This is a genomic window from Planococcus sp. VCh962 (assembly GCF_057748275.1).
Window position 1 is genome coordinate 24807 of sequence record NZ_JBYLHS010000002.1, and the last position, 19658, is coordinate 44464.

The following is a 19658-nucleotide window of genomic DNA, read 5'->3' on the forward strand; positions in this document are numbered from 1 at the left end:
CTCCTAAATAGCCTGGCGGCTTACTTGCCGATTTCCAGTGCTTTCATAAACATGCTTTTGGATGCGTTCAAAGCTGTAACGTTCGCTTCATAAGAACGGGTTGCTGACATCAAGTCGACCATTTCTTTTACAGGATCCACGTTTGGTGATTGGACATAACCGTTCTCATCCGCATCGGGATGATTCGGGTCATATGTCTGAACAAATGGTGCCCGGTCTTCTTCAATAGAAGAAACCGAAACTCCCGACACCGGGCCAGCTCCGCGATTCATTGCGGATGAAAGCTGCTGCTGAAAAGGCGAAACACCATTTTGTGTCAGTTCCACGGTTTTCCGGCGGTATGGCACCCATTCCCCGTCCACGAGCTGAGCCCGGTTAGTATTGGCATTCGCGATATTGGATGACACCACATCCATTCGAAGGCGGTTCGCAGTTAATCCAGAGGCACTGATATTTAAGCCATTAAATAAGTTCATCTCTTATTATCTCCCTTCGATTACGGTGCGCAGTGAATTGAATTTTCCATTGACCCGATCTGTCAAGGCGTTGTACCATAATTGATTTTTGGCAAGCTCGGCCATTTCCACATCCATATCGACGTTATTGCCGTTCGGGGTTATTTTAGTGGAATTGTTTTCTTTTATAAGAGCGCTAGAAGCCTGGCCGTTTTCTGTGCTGAACGCTATGTGTCTGGCATCTGTTTTGAAACTTGACATGGACTGGTTGCTAATTGCGCTATCCAGAGCTTTTTTGAAGTTTACTTCTTTGCTTTTATAATTCGGGGTGTCCACATTGGCAATATTGGCGGTATGGACGCGCTGCTGCAAAGTGGCGGTTGACATGGCTTGTTCCAAAGACTGAAACGATTGAGGAAAAAGATTCATTTTTTTGCTCCTTTATGGAAATTTCGACAATAAAAAAACACCTCTAAAAAAGGCGGATTTATACTAAATCAACCATTTTTCGGTAACCCGGCTGCCATTTATATGGAATATATTTAGGCCCGTAGCTTTGCGTCCCTGCCTTTCGACAGGTTTGCCATTATCGTTATGATTTCAGCTATTTCATTTTCAAACTCGTTATTTCGTACCATTTTTAAAATTGAGTTCGAAATTATAGTAACATGTTTGTATTAATTTGTATATTTTTCTTTTTTAAATTTATTAGTATAAAATTTACAATTATATCTGTTAATAGTCATAAATTAATGTTATGCTATCGCGTGAATAAGGTTATTAAGTTTTGAGAGGAATGAACTATTATGTTTCGTGGACTCCACACCGCTACTTCTGGAATGATGGCACATAACAGAAAACAACAGATTCTGACAAATAATTTGGCGAACGCCAATACCCCTGGATTCAAACAAGATCAAACCATGATCCGCTCTTTCCCTGACCAACTTATTAAAGCGATGGGTTCAGCAAAAACTGCCGCTTCTGGTCCGCATCTCGGGAAGATGTCTACCGGAGTTTACGCTCAGGAAGGCATTCCTTCCTTCACACAAGGTGCTTTAAAATCTACAGGAAACTCGACCGATTTTGCATTGACGGATGATTTGCTGCCAGTCGTTCCCGGAACGCAGCAGCGCGGCTCGCTGCTTTTTGCCGTCTCGCTTTCTAATGATGAAGTGCGCTACACCAAAAATGGACAGTTTTCAGTCGGGCCGGACGGCTTATTGAAGACAAGTGAAGGCTATAATGTGCTAGATGCCGATCTCGCTCCTATCCGTGTGGATTCAAAAGAATTTACAGTCGGAGATGATGGCACAATAACTTTCCCGGATGGAACTGGTACTAATAACCTATGGATTGGCTACACTGAAAATCCGGAACAACTTGTAAAAGAAGGCCACGGTTTAATGCGTTGGGAAGGTACTGGAGCGGACGCTCCGCAGCTTGCTGAAGACGTTCCGTTTCTCAATAATTCCCGTTCATTTGTTAAGCAAGGATTTGTTGAATCATCAAATGTCGATTTGACGCAGACAATGACTGATATGATGGCTACGTACCGAGGCTTCGAATCGAACCAGAAAGTCTTGCAGGCGTACGATCGGAGCATGGAAAAAGCGGTCAACGAAATTGGCCGTGTGTAAAATGGAGGTCTCCCCTAGATGAACATTCAAATGAATACAGCAGCAAATTCGATGCGTGAACTTCAGAAAAAAGTCGACGTCATCGCCAACAATATTTCAAATGTCAATACGAACGGCTATAAACGGCAAGAGGCAAATTTCTCTGACACCCTCGTTCAATCGATCACTAAACAAGCAGGTGCCCATAACGAAATCGGCAGAATCACTCCAAATGGCCTACGGATTGGTTCAGGTGTAAAAATCGCCGAAACGAGCCTTCGAAGTGAACAAGGATCGATCCGGCAGACTGGCCGCGACCTTGATTTTATGCTTCAAGGAAGCACTGGATTTTTCCGGGTTGCTTCTGAAGGAAATGTCTTCTATACCAAAGACGGATCTTTCCAGGCCCAACCCGTATTGAATTCAAATCAAGTCAACTTGGTAACTTCAAACGGAGATGCCGTACTGGACATCAACAATAACCCCATTTCATTTGATTCCGATTACAGCGGCATCAAAGTCAATGAAAACGGCACCTTGGAAATTACTTATAAGACTCCTGGCAAAACTGCGGACCGGATTCAATTGAGTATTGCAGATATCAGCCGTCCTAATTTGCTTGAAAAAGCAGGAGGCAATCGCTATCAGCTCCCCGGAACTGAAGGTGAGCAAATCGGAAATGGCACCTTGAGCATCGTGGACCTTTCCCAGCAAAATAACGGAACCATCCGTGTCGGGCAAGGTGCTTTGGAAATGTCGAATGTAGATTTGACCGAAGAAATGACAGAATTGATTTCCACTCAGCGCTTGATCCAATCACAAGGGAAAGCCATTTCGTTCGCGGATGATATGATGGGCCTTGTGAATACGATCAGAGGGTAAGAAAAGAAGTTTTCAGGCTATCGGATCTTCCGGTAGCTTTTTTTATTTATTTCGCATATATTTTTTAGCGATAAAAATTATTGAAAACTTAACAAAAAAGCAGCCGGGAGTTCTTTTAAAAGAACTTCCGGCTGCTTTTCACTTTATCTTAAGAAATCCATCAAGCTTGGCTGAATGATTTTTGCCGAAGAAGCAAGACTTGCCTGGTAGATGCTTTCTTCGCTTTTGAGCCTGATCATTGCTTCTGCGTAATCGACATCTTCAATGCTGGACAGCATTTTTTGAAGCTGCAAAGTGTTGTCCAGCACCCGATTTTCGAAAGCTTCAACCCGGTTGGTGCGGGCACCGACTTCAGATTGGACGCTTAGCAAGCGGTTTAGCCCACCATCCACTTCATCCAAAGGGACTTCTTCGCCCTTACTGATTTTTTCGGCCCAATTTGCCACTGAAGCGATTAAGTCAGATGTTCCTTCTCCGAACAAAGCTGTTTTTGAAACATTTCCTTCTATAGTAATGCCGTTGCTGATGGTAAATGTTTTCTCTCCGCCAAGGTTTCCAGCGAATAAGTTTTGGCCATTCACTTGGGCGTTCGAAAACTGCTCAAGCTGGTTTGCCAATTCCGTTAATTCAGCTGCAATCGTAGCACGGTCTTCAGCTGCCAATGTCCCATTGTTGCCGTGGACAGCCAATTCACGCACCCGCTGCATGACATCCGTCATCTGGCTGATTGTCTGGTCTGTCTCATCCAGCCATAAGTTGGCTTCATCTATGTTTTTTTCATATTGTCCATTTGCCGCTAGAGAACTTTTCAAACTCATGGCTTTGCTGACGCCATGTGGATTATCCGATGGCAGTTCAAGAAGCTTTCCGGATGCCACTTGGCTATTGGTTTTTTCGAAGCGGCTTAAATTCTGATTCATATGGCGAACTGAATTTTGGTGCAGCATTTGCTGAGTTACTCTCATCGTGATTTACCTCCGTTACTTAACTTTAATTTGCCATGCGGTTGATGATGGTATCCAGCATCTCATCCGTTGTTGTGACAAATCGAGCAGCTGCACTGTATGCATGCTGGAACATGATTAAATTCGCCATTTCTTCATCAATCGAAACGCCAGTCACCGATTGGCGCCGATTTTCTGTCGCGAGTAAAGCCGATTCGTGATTTGCTACTGTGTTCATGGCTGTTTGGCTTTGTACGCCCAGTTTGCTGACAAGAGTCCGGAAATCTTTCTGGGCACCTTCTAAATCACCTTTATCAGCAAGGTTTACAGCAGCTGATTTATTGACTTGCAGACTTTCAATTGTGAAACTGGCATCCGCTTTGAATAATTTATCATCGCCTGCAGACATGCCATTCGCTTCTGCGAATTTCTTAACTGTATCTTTCAATTCCTTCTGGTATTCACCAACCATCGCAATCGACTTCTGAAACCCTGCTAATTTGCCGCCTGGAACTTCAACACCAGCATTCAGAACCAATGCGCCATCCGCGTTCGCTTGGAAAACCCCAGCTGGAAGTTTAACTTCTGCTGTTCCATCTTTTTTATCAGTCACTGTAACCGGAACAATCTCAGAAAGCTTGCTGACTAATAAATCCCGTTTATCAAGCAAATCATTCGAATTGCTGCCGCTTCGCTTGATGCTGTCGTTCAATTCATTGATTTGTTTTATAAGCCCGCCAGCTTCTTGCAGCGCTGCTGCTTTTTGCATGTCAAGATCTGCTGTAATATGATCCATTGATTTATTCATCGCTTGGGCCGTTTCAACAAACGCTTCTGCTCGCTCTTTCAAAACAACTTGCGCTGAGGCATCGCCCGGATTATTCTGTACGTCATGCCATGCAGCCCCGAGCTGATCCATTGCGGAATTCAAGCCGGTTTCGCTCGGTTCGTTGATGGCCACTTCCAATCGTCCAAGGGTTTCTTGGCGCACACTCCATTCGCCGAATGTGCTTGATTGGTCGCGGTATTGCGCATCCAGAAAGCGGTCTCTTACACGGGTGATCGAGTCGATTTGAGCTCCGGTGCCCAACTGGCTTGTTTTGCCATTTGTCCAGACATCCAGTGAAGGAGTAGCGCTTGAATTAACTTTTTGGCGCGAGTAGCCTTCTATATTGGCGTTCGCAATGTTATGGCCCGTTGTTGTGATGTTTGTCTGGGCAACTGCTAATCCACGCTTCCCTAGCTCTAATCCATGAAATGTTGAAACCATGTAATTCCCTACTTTCTAAGCTCCATCAAGCTTTTGTATCAAAAAAGCCGCGATTGCTTGTTTGTGATTTTTGTTGCCCTAATGGCGATTGGTAATTGAAATTTTGCTGTTTGGTCTTCGTGACCTGATCAATCATATGCTGAACAAAATGCATAGAATCGAGAAGCAGCCGTTCGTTGATTTTATTTTTAGCCTGCAGTTCCTGCAAAAGCTCCTGCAAGGTCTGGATTTGGTTCTGTAATTTCCGCTTCATGATTTCATCCGGGAGGCCAGCTACCATTTCAGTGAAGCTTGTTGCCGAATGTTCTTCCATCAATTGCGCAGCAAACTGTTCGCGCTCTATTTCTATTGCATTGAGCTGTTTGATCAGTTTCGCTTCTTCTTTCACTAAAACATTGAGCTCTTCGATGCGCCGCTCAATCAGCACGGTTTGCTTTTGTCCGGCGAATTCAATCAGTTGTTTTTGTATGCGGATCAATTCATCCAGCGCGGTGCCCAATTCCTTCAGCATCTGACACTCTCCTCTTCATAAAGCCGGAACTTACTTGTCAAACCAAAATTGAAAGAGTTTATCCGCCACTTCTTTCGTGTTGGCCTGATAATCTCCAGATTGAATCTGGGCTTTCAGCAAATTGATTTTTTCCTGTCTTTCCGAACTGATTTCGTTTTTCTTTTCAAACATTTCTTTGGCCCGGTTCGAAATTTGCACTTGATCTTCTTTTTGGATCGGCTTCGCTCTTTCTACCGGAGAGACATTCGCCTGCTTCTGATAAGAATTGATAAAAGTAGAACCGTTTGTTTTGTCGATATGCATTTCGTCACCGCCCTCTTAATTTATTTTAATTGCCAATATTGTACTTTTGTTGAGTTGTCTTTTTGTATACGATCCGCTTCTTCTGCAAAAGCCTCGTGCTGCATCAGACGATTGATGTCTGAGGAGAACAAGTCGAAACAAGAAGAGCAGAGCATCTGCTTTTTGATTTGTGTACCGCAATGGGTACATGGATAACCGAGCTTCGGAAAATCTGCTGCGTAAATGCGCCCTTCACGGATAAAATCTGTAATCCGCTTGATCATGACGCCGGTCGCTTCGCTCAAGTGCTCAAGTGACACAATTTCAGGATTCACATTTTTCAAGAAGGTATCAACAGTTTTAAAATCCTGCTCGATTTCCTGGTGGCAATCCATACAGCAATCGGAGTAAGATTTGATATATAATTTGCCGCAAACATGGCAATTCGCCAATCGCTCTGTTTCCACAAGCTTCACCTGAATCTTTCTACTATTTATATCGGCATTCCCGACAAAATGTTTAGCTTTTATTTAGATTATTGTAACTTAAATTCTGTCACAAGGACGCGTTCCACTCTTCCTTCATTAACGATCTCGTCCAGTTTCTGTGTAAGTTCCTGTTCCAGCGTCGCAATGCCTTCTTTTCCGACTAATTGTTCTTTCGTAAAGCCGGCTACGGTTGAGATTACCGCTGCCCGGACTTCAGGCGTGCGTTTTTCCGTTTCTTCTTTCGCTTTTTCGCTGCCAAGCAGTATATTGAACTGAACGACCGCGTAATTATCTTCAGAAGCCAGGTTAGTCGTAATGATATCCGTGTCAATGCTCATGGCCGCCAGCTCTTCCGCTGAAACCTTCTGCTTTCCTTCAGCGCTCGCTTCACTGCTTTTCAAATAATACATGGCGCCTCCACCAACGACTGCAACTGCTATCAAAAGAATGAAAAGCATTTTTAAGTTTTTCATAATTCACCTCTATTTTTTGTTTTCTTCACTGTATGGAGAAATCAGCACTTCCACCCGGCGGTTTTCTGCGCGTCCCTCTTCTGTATCATTGGACGCTACAGGCTGATACTCTCCGTATCCGGTCGCACTGAATTTTCTAGGATCCAAGTCTTTGTTCTCGAGCAAGATTTTCATGAAATTGATCGCCCGTTCCGAGCTCAATTCCCAGTTTGACGGATAATCTGGCGTCTGGACAGGGATATTGTCGGTATGACCTTCAATGTATATCGTTCTTGGTAGATCTGTAACCAGCAAGTTGGCGATTTCACTTGCCATCTTCTCTGCCTGGTCTGTAATGTCAGCACTTCCTGACGGATATAATACGCCTTCTTTAATCGTCAGCAACAAGCCTTTTGCGGTGAGCTGGGTCTGTAACCTCGGTGACAGCCCTTTTTCTTTAATATAAGCCTCAATTTTCTCCTGGATTTCTCCCAATTCCTTGAAATCCTGTTCCAAAGCGATTTCTTCAGGCGTTTTGTCTTTGTTTTCTTCTTCTTTTCCGTCTTCTTCCAAGTCGGCAAGCTTAGAAGTATCACCCGGTACTTCCGCCGGTGCCTGATGATCAAGAATTCCGGTCCCCCCTTGGAGTTCCTGGTTGAACGAATCGGAGATTTCCTGGAACTTCTGGGAATTCACTTCACTGGCGGCGAACAGCACGATAAACAAGGCAAGCAAAAGCGTTAAAATATCGGCATAAGGAATGAGCCATGACTCGTCGACATGATCTTCGTGCTTATGTTTACGCTTCAACACGGGCACCTACCTTTTCTTCTTCTTTTAAAACCCGGTCTTTCGCCGGCAGATACGTCAATAATTTTTCTTCCACTGATCGGACCGGCAGGCCTTCCTGGACAGCCAGTAAGCCTTCCAGCATAATTTGCTTCATCTGGGATTCCTGCTCGGATTTGCGTTTCAACTTATTGGCAAATGGATGCCATAGCACATATCCTGTGAAAATCCCGAACAGCGTAGCGATAAACGCAGCGGAGATGGATTTCCCCAGTAACGCGATATCATCCAGATGTCCAAGAGCTGACACAAGTCCGATTACAGCTCCAAGCACCCCTAAAGTCGGGGCATAAGTACCCGCCTGTGAAAATATCTTGGCACCAAGCGAATGCCGGTCTTCCATTGCCGCAATTTCTTCTTCCATCAATTCACGGATGTATTCCTGTGACTGGCCGTCCACCACCATTTTCAATCCCCGCTGTAAAAACGGATCTTCCACTTCTTCTGCACGTTCTTCAAGCGCTAATAGCCCTTCTTTTCTTGCGACCATTGCCCATTCGGTAAAAAGCGGAATCATTTCCTTTATGGGCACAATCTTCGATTCGCCAAAAAGGACTTTAAACAAACTCGGGATTTTCTTTACTTCATCCATTGGAAATGCCACTAATATCGTAGCTACAGTACCACCAAAGATGATGACAAGTGCCGCCGGATTCCATAAAGCGATCGGATCTGACCCTTTCAGGATCATTCCACCGACCAGCACGACCAATCCGAGTATTACGCCTACCCATGATGTCTTATCCACACCAAAAACCTCATTTCACTTCTTAATATCCCCTTGCTGCAAGGCATCAGTTCTTTAATCCTCTGCTTTGCATTAAAGCTTTTATCTAGTTGTTTTTCACGAGTCCCATCACTTGCTTCCAAGTGTCACGCAGTTCTACCATCAAGCCTTCTACTTCTTCGAGAATGCCCAAATCGTTTTTCGTGTTCGCTTCGATCAAGCGCGTGTACATGTACTCATACAATTGCTCCATGTTTTTTGAAATCTCTGCGTCTGGATCCAACGTTACGCGCAGTTCCTGTGTAATGTTCTGCGCTTTGATGATATTCGTATTCTTCTCTTGGAAATTCTTCTCCGCCATCGCTTTTTTTGCGAGCTTCATGAATTTCAAACTGCCGTTGTAAAGCATCAGCGTCAGTTCCTGCGGCGAAGCCGTCATCACTGAATTCTGCTGGTATGCCTGGTAAGGATTGATCGTGGCCATTTGCTATCCCCCTATTTCTACTTCCGTATATCAAAAAATGTGCCATCTGTCGGCGAACTTTGGTAAGCACCCCGATATTTCTTCGACATCTGTTTGGTTTGGCTGATGCGGTTCATTTGATTGGCGAAAGCTTGATGCAGGCTGTTCATCAACGGATTCAGCTGCAATTCCATTTCCTGCAGTTCCATAACCATCTTTTCGCCTTTTTCCGTCCAATCGAAGTTCACTTCTCTTTTCGAAGCTTCAAGCCTATCTATGGCTTCCTGGCGCCTGTCGAATAAAATCTGCACTTCCACCAAATCTTCCGCTGTATTGTCTTCCATTTTTGATCCGATTGTTTTCGCTTTTTCTAAAATTGCTTCAGTAAGCTCTAGTAGCTGCTGCAGATACTCATGCTGTTCGTTCATTTACATCATCCCTAAACTTTGCGAGATCCAGGCACTTTGTGAGTTCATCTGGCTAATGGCTTTTTCCATCGCCGTAAACTGCTTCCAGTAGCGGTCCTCGATTTTGTCGAGACGTTTTTGCCAACGGCTGATTTCTTCGTCCATTTGCTTGATGTATTTGGTGATTTGGCTGTTGTCCACCAAGCTTGTCGGGCTGCCCGCTTTGTCGCTTAATTTTTTTACGACATCATTCAAAGTTTCATAAACTCGTCCGCCGACTCCAACGTTCTTATCGCCGACCCGGTTTGTGAATAATGCCATCACTTGGTCCGGCTTGTCCATCAGCGCTTTTTTCAATTTATCTTCATCGATGAAAAGCTTGCCGCCTTCAGACCAAGTTCCGGTGTTGATGCCGATTTGCGACAGCATATTGATGCTGCCTGTAGGCATTCCAGCGACCGTGCCTGTAAATGATTGGCGCAATTCCTGGATTGCACTTCTTAAAATCGGATCATTCCGAAGCAAGCCGCTGCGCGCCTTCTCTTCCCATAATTCGATTTCGTTGTCCGTCATTTCTTTCTTCTGCTCTGCAGAAAGCGGTTGGAAATCGGGGTAGCGTTTTTCAACCAGCTGCTTCTCAATTTCTTTAATCGTTTCGTTATATTTATCAATAAACCCTTTGATCTTATCGAAGGTCTTTGTTGGATCCGCTTGAACGGTGATCGTCGATTCTCCGGTTTGTACAAGATTTAAAGTTAGTCCATTGATTGTTGTTTTATTAGAAGTTAAATCTTTCACTTCAATTCCATCAAAAGTTACCGAACCATTGGCTGCTGCCGAAATATACTTTTTAGAAGCTACATCAGTGGCTTTCGTTGAAAAGCTGGTAATAATCGCATCCCCGTTCGCTGCATCTTTCGCATTGATCACTTGACCAGCTAATTCCGGAGTGCTAAAATCCATCGTGAAATTCTGATCTACTCCCATGCCTTTCGTGGAGATGAAGAAGCTTGAAGTCGTGTTATCAAAACTCATCCGCAGTTCCGGCACTTTTCCAGCTGTTGCTTCCTGGACTTTTTTCGCTACTTGCTCAAAAGTTTCCGTAGCTAAAACTGGCACGATAATGTTTGTTGCCGTTGCTCCTGATCCTTTGATGGTGATGCTTCCTGCAGCGCCGATAGCATCTGTCGATTTCGCAGCCGTAGGAGTTGCTGACAGAGTTTTTATCGGTGCCGCTGAATTGATCTTTGCACCAGCTGCCAGGCTGTTTACTTTTACATTATAAGAACCGCTGACCGATAAAGCGGTTGTTTCCGGAGTTATGCTGGCTCCAACAGCTATTGAACTATATGAATTGAACGAACTTTGAAGGCGCATGTCGCTTGCCAGTGTCCGCAAATTGGACAGCGATAAGTTAACGTCGCGGTAAGCGTCTTTCTGCCATTCCGTGAACGTTTTTTCCTGCGTCAATTTATCCTGCGGCAATTTCTGTGCTGCCATCATTTCTTTTACTAAGGAATCCGTGTCGATTCCGGATGCTAAACCACCAATACGCAATAGTCTCACTCCTTACAGTTTTTCATCTACTAACAATCCTGCGAATTCGGCCATCGAGGCATACATATCGAGGAATTTCTTATTCGGGATTTCTTTGATCACTTCATCGGTGATCGTATCGATGACTTGGACGTAATACTCGCCCAATTCGTCGTGGAATTGGAATTTGACAGACGTGTTAGTCGGCTCAAGGAAGTCGTTCATGCCTTCCACTTTTTCAATGAGCTTTTCTTTAGAGACATTCGCTGTTTTTTCGATTTCAAGTTCCGCTATTTTTTCTTTAGGCTGAACAGCGTTTACAACTGCCGTTTCCGCTGTCTTCACTGGAATATAAACTACAGGTGGCTGCTTCACTTGCATGGTTAACTCTCCCTTACCGTTCAATTAGCTGGTCGGCTGAGTCAGGAAAGCGAGCTCGAACCGTCATCTATCTATAATAGTTATCGGCAAATGAAATCATTTTTTAACGGATTTCCGCAAAAAAATAAAACCGATTCACTGAGGAACCGGCTTATTCTTACGCCAAATTATTGAATTGCTTGCTGACACCTTTTGTCCAGTGATTGTTCAAACCGGTTGGATCGTTCGCCGCACCGACCGGAGCGTATTTCGCACCGATTGCTGCGATGGTGTCTTTTCCTTCATTTAAATAATTCTTCCGCAAGTTTCGCGCCATATCAAAAATACTGTCCTCGATGGAATCATAGCTACGGAGGCCGTTCTTGCCCATCATGCCGGCGACATTATTTTTCTGGTTGACGGCATTTGACGAGCCATTCCCTGTTTCATGGATGGCGATTGCTGAAAGAAGGTTTGGGTTGATGTCGTATTTTTTCCCAGCATTGATGAAATGATTTGCTGTGCCGCTGAGTTTACCGTCGAGAATGTTCTCAAGCTTGATGAACTGCACAGGCTTGAAGCCGAATTCGCTTGTATCTTGCGGACTTGTCGCGACTGCTCTTGTATCGATTGGCGAAGCAGTAGTCATAGCTGCCGATTCAGTTTCGAGCGGTTTGATTGTTACTTGAATCGGAGTAAACGAACCGCTTGTCTGCGGCATTAATTGAGTTGGAACTTGCAGGGTCTGTTCTGAAGAAGCAGGCTGCATATTCTGCATCGCCGCATTCAAGATCATCATGAATAGTGAATTATCGTTCGACATGCCGCCTAGCGGTGATGCCGTATTTGTCTGATTTATCGAAGGCGCTACTTGCGCCATAGAAGCCATTGTCATGTAATAAAACCAATTTGAAGAAACTGGACCAGTCATTTCGGAAGTTCCCACCTTTTGCTTAAATGAATGCACGTTTATTGTATAGGATATTGGAGGAAAAAAGAATAGGATAATTGTGGCAGGAAAAATAAATAGATTAGTCTTCTGGAAATACTTAGGACGCTTAGGGGGATGCTTCTCGCGAGAAGCCAAGCACGGTACGTTTGTCTTCTTACCTCAGTCGCCCAATGACGCCCCAGCATTTAAAGTATTTGAAATTTCTTTAATCAAAGAGAATTACTTTAATGATTTTTTTCATATAAGAAAGAATATTTTTTACCAAAAGGTACACTATCTTTTAAAATCGTATGATTATTTTCAACTTTTATTTCAATATCTAAAATATCGTATTTTTTTACATAGGCTTTAAATTTAGCTCCGTCCTCAGAAAACAAATTCAAATAAATTAAAAAGAATTCATCCTTGGACCACTGAGCTCTTAATATGCCGAAATAGTTTTTCTTGTCTATTTCTTCCATCTCCGATACAGATATCATTTTAACTATTCTATATAAATTTCTTAAGTAGTGAGCAATATTATTCTCATTATTTTTAAAAAACGTACTATATTGACTTTTAATTTGTTGATATATCAAATATTCTTCTTGATTAAAATTAATGTTTTTTAAATGCGAATGCAAGTTAAAAAGTATTATCATTAATGCTTTTCTCCCGGTATGATTGTTGAGACTCATATTACTTATTATCTCACTTTGCAGTTTCAACATATTAAAAAATGTATTTTCAAATTGTTGCTTTACCATAGTATTATTAGTAAGTTTGTTCTCTTCTCTTGTAGCTTTTAATTCCCGCCCTTGAATTACGATAGTTGCTATTAGCAATAGAATGCTTGCTATATTAAAGAAAGCAATAGTAGATCCTCCAATAAAATCTCCTATAGGTCCTAAAGCAGCTAGTCCACTATAATCATCGTACCTTTTATACCTTAACCAAATAATAACCGGCATTACTAAAGCTACTAAAACAAATAACCCCGCTGCGGCAATTAATCCAAGTTCAAGAAGATTGTTTTTTATCACACTTTTTTTAAATTCCAAAATTCCACTCCCCATAGAAATTTTCACTTTAATTATTATGTTCTCAAATCAACTGATCCACCAAGATACGGCTGCACAGATTGTTCAAGTATCTTAACAACATTCTCGTCGTTCACTTCCGCCTGATCCATCGATTTCTTCATAACCGAAATGCTCGCTTCTTGCCTTATCTTCATCTGGCTCAATGCCATTGATAAAGCTGCGATGTCCATGTGGAACCCTCCTTATAGAAAAAGGAGCCTATTTCTAGGCTCCCAATTTTTCTTAATATTAACGTAGTAATTGAAGAACAGCTTGTGGCTGTTGGTTGGCTTGCTTTGCCGCTATGTCTTTCGATCATAGAATAGACTATATCTTCACCCTCAATTCCGAGGGGCTGGGCACTTCGAATGGCACTTGCCACCCTACGGATTTCATCGTCATAGCTTCGCCTTAGACGGTCTATCCTAGTCGTTGAACCTTCTCCAGAGTTTCCTCACAGGAGCTTGGCTGCTGATTATCCATTGGTCCATCCTCATCATTTTCAAACCGTGACGCCGACCGTTTCCAGTTACGCTGTGGTTGATGAAGCTTTAGGAAGTTCCAGCAATTCACCCAGTTATACTCTAACCCGTTACCTAGTTAGACGCCCTAGAATCAATTATCTCAATAGTTGCAATACTGCTTGAGGTAGTTGATTGGATTGAGCCAACATTGCTTGTGATGCTTGTGCAAGAATTGAATTTCTTGTTTGTTCCATCATTTCTTTAGCCATATCAACGTCGCGGATACGTGATTCCGCAGAAGTTAGGTTTTCAGCAGTGCTTCCAAGGTTATTGATTGTATGCTCTAAACGGTTTTGTGTCGCCCCTAGTTTTGAGCGTTCACTAGATACTGATTTAATTGCAGCATCTATCGTTGTAATTGCAGCCGAAGCTGAACCTTGGCTTGAAATATTAATTCCTTTTGTTACATCTACTGTCCCTGCTGCTACTGCTCCACCAGTTGGAACTGTAGCTGGTACAGTAGTAGGGTTAGCAGCAACTGCTTTCACTACTCCAGTTTTTTCTAAAGCTTTGACAATATCAGCATTAGTAGCAGTAAGCCCTCCTGCTGTAGTTCCATTCCCTCCTGCTTGTGCAAGGGTAATAGTAATAGTTTTATTATCTTTATTTATTGCAGCAGTTGTTTCTGCAACCGCCCCTGCTCCATTACCAGTTGCAGTAGAAGCAGCAGTAAAGCTAATTGTATATGCATCTGTAGTAAGGTTATTAACAGTTAAATCTCCAACTGTTGTATTTGCTCCAGCAGTTACTCCTGTAACTTTTAAAGCTTTTGCACCCATGTCATTGATTTGAATATCAATATCTTGGCTTGCATTTGCCCCAATATGAAATTTCCCTTCGAAACCTTTACCATCTTTACCTAGCAAGTTCATTGTGTTGAATTCAGTATTTTCAGCAATTCGTGTAATTTCTTTTGAAAGCTGATCAACTTCTTTTTGTAATTCCTCTCTGTCGACACTTGTATTTGTATCGTTTCCAGATTGTACAGATAGTTCACGCATACGTTGAAGAATGTCATGAGTTTCGTTTAACGCACCTTCAGCTGTTTGTAGCAAAGAGATGCCATCTTGAGCGTTAGAAGAAGCCTGTTCTAACCCACGAATTTGTCCGCGCATTTTTTCAGAGATTGAAAGGCCAGCAGCATCATCTTTCGCGCTGTTAATCCGAAGACCTGAAGACAATTTCTCCATGCTGCTCGACTGAGCGTTAGTTGCAGAACTTAATTGACGGTGCGTGTTTAAAGCTGTGATATTGTGATTGATAATCATTTTGTATTACCTCCGTGTAATGTTTTTGTTTTTTGCAAGCGTCCAAATCCGTTTGGACTGCCTTACAATATTTATATCGGAAGGTATTTCGAAATGTTTAGCGTTTTTTAAAAATTTTTTATAAAGTTTTTCCATCTTCTTTTCTTCCATCGAAAAAAGCTCGCATTTCTGCAGGCTCTCCCTCACTTCTTGATTTTCAAAAAATCACTGATGTTAATCACATTCGACGTCGCTTGCTTATTTTCTTTTTTAATCCTCAAATACACTTCTTTCTGGTGGATGGTGATGTGCTCGGCGCATTGATGCCGAGCCGGACCATATCCCTTTCAATCGCCACCACCGTAATTTCGATGGTGTCGTCCTTGAGTCTTAGAGTCTGAGCAGCTCATCCATTTAACCGATCTGTAGTAATCCTTGAAGAAGGAAAACGGATTAACCCGGAAGAAGCTAACGTCTTCGCTTACGTTTGTTGGCACCAATACGACGAGTTGAAGCAAGAAGAAATTATTTTTTGCAAATTCAGATCATAATTTCAATCTATGCTCTGGTTTGTGCTTTATAGCGTCTTTGTGCCGAATGCTAATCGGTGTAGTTGCAAATCTATGCTCTTTCTTTTCGGAGCTATTTTCCCTTATACTGAATAAAATTTTAATAAGCCGTCTCATTTAAATCACCTTCTTTCTGTTCTCAATGCTCTGTTTCATTTTACGATGAAGCATCCAATAAATCATCCTCAGCTAAAATCAGTTCTCATTCTTCTCAGGCGATTACAAGCTATAATCCTGTATATAATCGGCTTTTTTCATACAAATAGTCCAAATACCTTAGCTCCCCAATCAATTTCATTAGAAACTATTATGTCTGAGGCTGTGGAGCTGGGAGTAGACGAGAAATTCTAATGGGGGACGAAAAAGACCTGCATCTCTGCAGGCTCTCCCTCACTTCTTCATCTTCAAAAAATCACTGATGTTAATCACATTCGACATCGCTTGCTTGTTTTCTTCCTGAATCTCCAAATACACTTCTTTCCGGTGGATGGTGATGTGCTTCGGCGCGTTGATGCCGAGCCGGACCATATCCCCTTCAATCGCCGTCACCGTGATTTCGATATTGTCGTCGACCACAATCGATTCGCCTTTTTTTCTGCCAAGTACGAGCATCGCTTACACCTGCCCTTGTTCAGTCTGGAATAAACGCTGTTTGATTTGGTAGGTTTTGTTGTCCAAGACGATTTGCAGGCCAAGTTTCTTCCTATTGTTAATAACGATCGGCGCTTTCAAGTTGGTCGTGGCGTCTTTCATGTCACCGGTGACGGAAACGGTCGTTAACACGATAGCGTCTGTCGGTTCTTCAAGTTCTAAACGCTCCACCAATTGCTCCGCAAGTTTAATGTCGTATTCCGGGAAGAATGAAAACGGATCGACGAGAAAAAAGCTGAGTTCTGCCAATTCGGTCGACTGCAAGAAAAAGAATGGCGATTCGCCCCCTTCGTCTGCTGGCAACAAGACGTATTCTTTCATGTCTTCAAAGCCCGGTATCCCTTTTGCGAACGTCAGCACGCGGTCATCCGCTATTTCAATTTCGCCAAACTGGCTTGTTTGTATTTTCATGTCCGGCTCCTTTCCATGCTTTCAGTTCATTCTATTATAATGTTTTTTGTGCAACAACGCCGAGAGTTGGTTAAAATATCCCCTCTTATTTATTCTCTGCTTCAAACTCTTCTATCTTTTTGCGGCAGCTGTCTACCAAATTGCGTGCTGAATTCCGCATAGAAGAGTAATGTATCCGGACATGCTCTTCGTTTTCCAAATTCACCGGTGTCTGAATGATCGATTCAAAGGCTTTTGCCCAATTGCTGAAGAAATTGGACATTTCATCCAGGCGATAATTTTTAGCTTGCAGTTCTTTCTCCATATCTTCAATCTTCGTCAATGCTTGTTGTATCAATATGGTTTCCTCACCATTTAATGCAGTAAGAAGTTTCTCTAATTCATGGGTTTCGGTCAATAAAATACTTTTCGGTTGGGATATTGTTTCTTTTGCTAACATAAACGGCTTCAATCCTATCGTTTTTATTCTTGTGCTAATGCATTACTCCTACTATATCGGCTTTTTCTGCAAAAAGTTAAATGGTATAGAATTTGTTTTTGCGACTGCAGGCAATTCCTTCACTTCCAAGTCATTTTTTTATCAGAAAGATGAAAGTGAACTGGTCCTAAAAAAATTTTTTTAGGTCCCATTTACTGTTTTGTCGCAACTAAATGCTTCATCCTCTATATAAAAAATCCCCCGAAATGTTTTCAGGGGATTCACGTTATCGAATAGCTTACTTCATTTTCAAAAAATTCATTTCAGATAGGTTTTACTAACCCATCCTGTTTTCGTCCCATACTTCACTTTATACCAAGAGCCGCTTGCTCCTTGATATTCCACAGTCTTGCCTTTTGGAATAACCACCATCACGCCATGCTTCGTTGAAGCGCCGCTTCTCATATTGACATTGGCAGTGGTTGAATATTTGGAACCAATAGTCGTTTTGGAAGCTGCAGCCACTTTTACCGTTTTCACAGCACTTTTGTTTTTTGCTGCGTCCATTGCATAAACCTTAATCGCAGTCCCGGCTTTTTGCTTGGCAATTTTAATGGAGTACGCTCCGTTTTTCGCTATTGCTTCGCCCAGTTTCTTGGATCCGGCGTATACATATACGGCTGCATTCGTTTCAGCTTTTCCAGTGACCGCAACAGATTGGTCAGTGACCGGATTGACAACCGGCAGAGCCGGCGGGGTCTTATCCGTCACTTTCACGGTTTTGCTGGCACTCTTATTGCCTGCTGCATCTACTGCATACACGGCAATAGCAGCCCCTGGCTTTTGTTTAGCCATGGGAATCGTGAAGACGCCTTTAGCCGCTGCCGCTTCCCCGATTTTCTGATTTCCTGCATAAGCAAACACTTTCGCATTCGCTTCGGCTTTTCCCGTGATGCTCGTTGAAATAGAAGAAACCGGATTGACGGCCGGTACAGCCGGAGCCGTTCCGTCTTTTACAATCACTTCTTTTTCTTTGCTCACAAGCCCTGCTTTGTTGGTGCTGGAAACTTTTAATCTCGTGCCTGTTTTCTGTTTGGGAATGGCGATATTGAATCTTCCATTTCTGTCCGCGATTCCGGTTTTCAGCACGGCCGTTCCGTTTTTGACCGTAATGGTTGAATTGGCTTCCGAAGTTCCTTTGACAGCCGCAGAATAATCAAAAACACCCTGCAAATACGGAGCAGGAAGATAATTGATCATCAATGCTTTTCTGGCGTTCAACCGGCCATGGCCGAAATAAGGACCTTTTCCGGAAGCTCCAAGGTCATCGGCTGACTCATACAACCTGTTCTCAATTTCCATATTGGTTAAAGAAGGCTCAGTCGCCTTAATGAGCGCGGCTGTACCTGATACCATCGGAGTTGCCATCGATGTTCCGCTCATTAGCCCATATGTACCTTTCGGCAGCGTAGAGTAAATGGAACTTCCTGGAGCTGCAATATCAATGTTTTTGCCGAAGTTAGAGAAATTAGAGATTTTATCCAAAGACGTCGTAGAAGCCACTGAAATCACATTTGGATAAGACGCTGGATAGTAAGGCTCGCTGATTCCTTCATTTCCTGCAGCTGCTATAATTAAGACGCCTTTTTTATGGGCATCCTGGATTGCCTGATTAAAAGCACTGCTGTAAGCATAGCCTCCAAGACTTAAGTTGATGATGTCTGCCCCTTGGGCTACTGCATGATAAATGCCTTCGATAATTTCTGAAGTATAGGCAAAGTTTCCGTCAAACACATTGATTGGCAGGATTTTTGTTTGGGGGGCAATTCCAGCTCCTCCGATACTGTTATCGATAGAACTTGCGATTATTCCGGCCACATGCGTGCCGTGGTTTCCAGCCGCGATGCTGCTGCTTTCTTTTACCGTATCAAAAGGGCGTACAATCTGCTTGATTAAGTCAGGGTGAGAAATGTCGATGCCGTCATCGATCACTGCTACAATGACCTTCTCCGATCCGCGTGTTTTCCCCCATGCCATTGGCATTTCTATTTTTTGATGATGGTATTGCTGTGTACTGACATCGGGATCATTCGGGCTGTAACTCAGTTTTACCAGGTAATCAGGTTCAGCGCTTTGAATGTCTTCGTGCTTTTCTAAATCAGCGATAAAGGCATCTACAGATTGATCTTCCGGAACTTCCAGCGCCATTAGCTGGTCATTTCCTTGAAGCTCACTGGCCACGGTTTCCGAAGTTGTCAAATTGATGCTGGCATCGTCTTTCATTTTTACGATCACTCGATCGGTTTCGTTTTGCTCTTTTGCCAATAAATTCTCATCTTCTGCAAATGCCACATTTTCTGAAGCAGAAAAAAGCATCAAAACGGATATCACCGACAATATTTTCTTCACTAAGCATTCTCCTTGCCACCCTGAAATTTTTGCTAAAAAAGTAATATTTAACTTTTATCTCTTCCAATCAGTTTATATCATATTTCTATCAAGCTCTATAGTAAAAATTAATTTTAACATATATTTTTATATTTTTTTGCTAAAACTGATATTCTATTTTCAAAAATATGT

25 protein-coding genes and 1 riboswitch are annotated in these 19658 nt (G+C 42.8%); of the genes, 2 read left to right on the top strand and 23 right to left on the bottom strand.

Annotated elements, in window-relative coordinates:
• Nucleotides 1–20: 20 nt before the first annotated feature.
• Together flgC and flgB are read right to left on the bottom strand one after the other, a co-directional pair.
• Complete coding sequence (flgC, locus tag AC3AQ9_RS07645; RefSeq protein WP_488306874.1) at nucleotides 21–476, bottom strand: flagellar basal body rod protein FlgC; 456 nt, start codon at nucleotides 474–476, stop codon at nucleotides 21–23.
• A 6-nt stretch (nucleotides 477–482) separates the two neighbouring features.
• Nucleotides 483–884 (bottom strand): flagellar basal body rod protein FlgB, encoded by a 402-nt coding sequence (gene flgB, locus AC3AQ9_RS07650; RefSeq protein WP_488306875.1) that lies wholly within the window; start codon nucleotides 882–884, stop codon nucleotides 483–485.
• Between the two features lie 78 nt (nucleotides 885–962).
• A riboswitch (cyclic di-GMP riboswitch) is annotated at nucleotides 963–1050 on the bottom strand.
• A 211-nt stretch (nucleotides 1051–1261) separates the two neighbouring features.
• On the opposite strand from flgB, the gene AC3AQ9_RS07655 reads away from it, so the two are divergent.
• Nucleotides 1262–2095, top strand: a complete 834-nt coding sequence (locus tag AC3AQ9_RS07655) for a flagellar hook-basal body protein (RefSeq protein ID WP_488306876.1) — start codon at nucleotides 1262–1264, stop codon at nucleotides 2093–2095.
• A gap of 18 nt (nucleotides 2096–2113) precedes the next feature.
• Complete coding sequence (locus AC3AQ9_RS07660; protein ID WP_488306877.1) at nucleotides 2114–2956, top strand: flagellar hook-basal body protein; 843 nt, start codon at nucleotides 2114–2116, stop codon at nucleotides 2954–2956.
• A gap of 143 nt (nucleotides 2957–3099) precedes the next feature.
• Here the strand turns inward: AC3AQ9_RS07660 and flgL are convergent, their stop codons facing one another.
• The 21 genes from flgL to AC3AQ9_RS07765 all read right to left on the bottom strand — a co-directional run bounded on the left by flgL (nucleotide 3100) and on the right by AC3AQ9_RS07765 (nucleotide 19487).
• On the bottom strand, nucleotides 3100–3921 hold the full coding sequence (gene flgL, locus AC3AQ9_RS07665) for a flagellar hook-associated protein FlgL (RefSeq protein ID WP_488306878.1): 822 nt from the start codon (nucleotides 3919–3921) through the stop codon (nucleotides 3100–3102).
• Between the two features lie 25 nt (nucleotides 3922–3946).
• Nucleotides 3947–5170 (bottom strand): flagellar hook-associated protein FlgK, encoded by a 1224-nt coding sequence (gene flgK, locus AC3AQ9_RS07670; RefSeq protein ID WP_488306879.1) that lies wholly within the window; start codon nucleotides 5168–5170, stop codon nucleotides 3947–3949.
• 25 nt (nucleotides 5171–5195) lie between these two features.
• Nucleotides 5196–5681 carry a flagellar protein FlgN gene (locus AC3AQ9_RS07675; RefSeq protein ID WP_488306880.1) on the bottom strand — a complete coding sequence of 162 codons (486 nt, stop codon included), beginning with the start codon at nucleotides 5679–5681 and terminating at the stop codon, nucleotides 5196–5198.
• A gap of 30 nt (nucleotides 5682–5711) precedes the next feature.
• Nucleotides 5712–5984, bottom strand: coding sequence for a flagellar biosynthesis anti-sigma factor FlgM (gene flgM / locus AC3AQ9_RS07680; protein WP_488306881.1), 273 nt, complete (start codon nucleotides 5982–5984; stop codon nucleotides 5712–5714).
• A 20-nt stretch (nucleotides 5985–6004) separates the two neighbouring features.
• Nucleotides 6005–6439 (bottom strand): flagellar protein, encoded by a 435-nt coding sequence (locus AC3AQ9_RS07685; protein ID WP_488306882.1) that lies wholly within the window; start codon nucleotides 6437–6439, stop codon nucleotides 6005–6007.
• Between the two features lie 59 nt (nucleotides 6440–6498).
• The gene (locus AC3AQ9_RS07690; RefSeq protein WP_488306883.1) at nucleotides 6499–6924 is read right to left on the bottom strand and encodes a flagellar basal body-associated FliL family protein; all 426 of its coding nucleotides are present in this window, start codon (nucleotides 6922–6924) and stop codon (nucleotides 6499–6501) included.
• 9 nt (nucleotides 6925–6933) lie between these two features.
• Nucleotides 6934–7713, bottom strand: coding sequence for a flagellar motor protein MotB (motB, locus tag AC3AQ9_RS07695; RefSeq protein WP_488306884.1), 780 nt, complete (start codon nucleotides 7711–7713; stop codon nucleotides 6934–6936).
• The gene (gene motA / locus AC3AQ9_RS07700; RefSeq protein WP_488306885.1) at nucleotides 7703–8500 is read right to left on the bottom strand and encodes a flagellar motor stator protein MotA; all 798 of its coding nucleotides are present in this window, start codon (nucleotides 8498–8500) and stop codon (nucleotides 7703–7705) included. The genes motB and motA overlap by 11 nt, the downstream gene beginning before the upstream one ends.
• An 85-nt stretch (nucleotides 8501–8585) precedes the next feature.
• Nucleotides 8586–8963, bottom strand: coding sequence for a flagellar export chaperone FliS (fliS, locus tag AC3AQ9_RS07705; protein ID WP_488306886.1), 378 nt, complete (start codon nucleotides 8961–8963; stop codon nucleotides 8586–8588).
• A gap of 17 nt (nucleotides 8964–8980) precedes the next feature.
• Nucleotides 8981–9370 carry a flagellar protein FliT gene (gene fliT / locus AC3AQ9_RS07710; RefSeq protein WP_488306887.1) on the bottom strand — a complete coding sequence of 130 codons (390 nt, stop codon included), beginning with the start codon at nucleotides 9368–9370 and terminating at the stop codon, nucleotides 8981–8983.
• Nucleotides 9371–10906, bottom strand: a complete 1536-nt coding sequence (fliD, locus tag AC3AQ9_RS07715; RefSeq protein ID WP_488306888.1) for a flagellar filament capping protein FliD — start codon at nucleotides 10904–10906, stop codon at nucleotides 9371–9373.
• Between the two features lie 12 nt (nucleotides 10907–10918).
• On the bottom strand, nucleotides 10919–11266 hold the full coding sequence (gene flaG, locus AC3AQ9_RS07720; RefSeq protein ID WP_488306889.1) for a flagellar protein FlaG: 348 nt from the start codon (nucleotides 11264–11266) through the stop codon (nucleotides 10919–10921).
• Between the two features lie 157 nt (nucleotides 11267–11423).
• Nucleotides 11424–12176 (bottom strand): glucosaminidase domain-containing protein, encoded by a 753-nt coding sequence (locus AC3AQ9_RS07725; protein WP_488306890.1) that lies wholly within the window; start codon nucleotides 12174–12176, stop codon nucleotides 11424–11426.
• 245 nt (nucleotides 12177–12421) lie between these two features.
• On the bottom strand, nucleotides 12422–13237 hold the full coding sequence (locus AC3AQ9_RS07730; RefSeq protein WP_488306891.1) for a putative phage abortive infection protein: 816 nt from the start codon (nucleotides 13235–13237) through the stop codon (nucleotides 12422–12424).
• A gap of 35 nt (nucleotides 13238–13272) precedes the next feature.
• Nucleotides 13273–13449: a YjfB family protein gene (locus AC3AQ9_RS07735; RefSeq protein ID WP_488306892.1), complete on the bottom strand. Its 177-nt coding sequence runs from the start codon at nucleotides 13447–13449 to the stop codon at nucleotides 13273–13275.
• Nucleotides 13450–13877: 428 nt separating this feature from the next.
• Complete coding sequence (locus AC3AQ9_RS07740; protein WP_488306893.1) at nucleotides 13878–15050, bottom strand: flagellin N-terminal helical domain-containing protein; 1173 nt, start codon at nucleotides 15048–15050, stop codon at nucleotides 13878–13880.
• A gap of 256 nt (nucleotides 15051–15306) precedes the next feature.
• Nucleotides 15307–15369, bottom strand: coding sequence for a hypothetical protein (locus tag AC3AQ9_RS07745; RefSeq protein ID WP_488307562.1), 63 nt, complete (start codon nucleotides 15367–15369; stop codon nucleotides 15307–15309).
• A 619-nt stretch (nucleotides 15370–15988) separates the two neighbouring features.
• Nucleotides 15989–16210 carry a carbon storage regulator CsrA gene (gene csrA, locus AC3AQ9_RS07750; protein WP_488306894.1) on the bottom strand — a complete coding sequence of 74 codons (222 nt, stop codon included), beginning with the start codon at nucleotides 16208–16210 and terminating at the stop codon, nucleotides 15989–15991.
• A gap of 3 nt (nucleotides 16211–16213) precedes the next feature.
• Nucleotides 16214–16660, bottom strand: a complete 447-nt coding sequence (gene fliW, locus AC3AQ9_RS07755; protein ID WP_488306895.1) for a flagellar assembly protein FliW — start codon at nucleotides 16658–16660, stop codon at nucleotides 16214–16216.
• Nucleotides 16661–16745: 85 nt separating this feature from the next.
• Complete coding sequence (locus tag AC3AQ9_RS07760; RefSeq protein ID WP_488306896.1) at nucleotides 16746–17099, bottom strand: hypothetical protein; 354 nt, start codon at nucleotides 17097–17099, stop codon at nucleotides 16746–16748.
• A 297-nt stretch (nucleotides 17100–17396) separates the two neighbouring features.
• Entirely contained in the window at nucleotides 17397–19487 is a 2091-nt protein-coding gene (locus tag AC3AQ9_RS07765) for a S8 family serine peptidase (RefSeq protein WP_488306897.1), read from the bottom strand.
• Nucleotides 19488–19658 lie beyond the last annotated feature (171 nt).

Bases quoted from the DNA above. Each gene is read 5' to 3' on its own strand.
- flgC (WP_488306874.1), bottom strand. From the start codon at position 476: ATGAACTTATTTAATGGCTTAAATATCAGTGCCTCTGGATTAACTGCG.
- flgB (WP_488306875.1), bottom strand. From the start codon at position 884: ATGAATCTTTTTCCTCAATCGTTTCAGTCTTTGGAACAAGCCATGTCA.
- AC3AQ9_RS07655 (WP_488306876.1), top strand. From the start codon at position 1,262: ATGTTTCGTGGACTCCACACCGCTACTTCTGGAATGATGGCACATAAC.
- AC3AQ9_RS07660 (WP_488306877.1), top strand. From the start codon at position 2,114: ATGAACATTCAAATGAATACAGCAGCAAATTCGATGCGTGAACTTCAG.
- flgL (WP_488306878.1), bottom strand. From the start codon at position 3,921: ATGAGAGTAACTCAGCAAATGCTGCACCAAAATTCAGTTCGCCATATG.
- flgK (WP_488306879.1), bottom strand. From the start codon at position 5,170: ATGGTTTCAACATTTCATGGATTAGAGCTAGGGAAGCGTGGATTAGCA.
- AC3AQ9_RS07675 (WP_488306880.1), bottom strand. From the start codon at position 5,681: ATGCTGAAGGAATTGGGCACCGCGCTGGATGAATTGATCCGCATACAA.
- flgM (WP_488306881.1), bottom strand. From the start codon at position 5,984: ATGCATATCGACAAAACAAACGGTTCTACTTTTATCAATTCTTATCAG.
- AC3AQ9_RS07690 (WP_488306883.1), bottom strand. From the start codon at position 6,924: ATGAAAAACTTAAAAATGCTTTTCATTCTTTTGATAGCAGTTGCAGTC.
- fliS (WP_488306886.1), bottom strand. From the start codon at position 8,963: ATGGCCACGATCAATCCTTACCAGGCATACCAGCAGAATTCAGTGATG.
- fliT (WP_488306887.1), bottom strand. From the start codon at position 9,370: ATGAACGAACAGCATGAGTATCTGCAGCAGCTACTAGAGCTTACTGAA.
- flaG (WP_488306889.1), bottom strand. From the start codon at position 11,266: ATGCAAGTGAAGCAGCCACCTGTAGTTTATATTCCAGTGAAGACAGCG.
- AC3AQ9_RS07725 (WP_488306890.1), bottom strand. From the start codon at position 12,176: ATGACTGGTCCAGTTTCTTCAAATTGGTTTTATTACATGACAATGGCT.
- AC3AQ9_RS07735 (WP_488306892.1), bottom strand. From the start codon at position 13,449: ATGGACATCGCAGCTTTATCAATGGCATTGAGCCAGATGAAGATAAGG.
- AC3AQ9_RS07740 (WP_488306893.1), bottom strand. From the start codon at position 15,050: ATGATTATCAATCACAATATCACAGCTTTAAACACGCACCGTCAATTA.
- csrA (WP_488306894.1), bottom strand. From the start codon at position 16,210: ATGCTCGTACTTGGCAGAAAAAAAGGCGAATCGATTGTGGTCGACGAC.
- fliW (WP_488306895.1), bottom strand. From the start codon at position 16,660: ATGAAAATACAAACAAGCCAGTTTGGCGAAATTGAAATAGCGGATGAC.
- AC3AQ9_RS07760 (WP_488306896.1), bottom strand. From the start codon at position 17,099: ATGTTAGCAAAAGAAACAATATCCCAACCGAAAAGTATTTTATTGACC.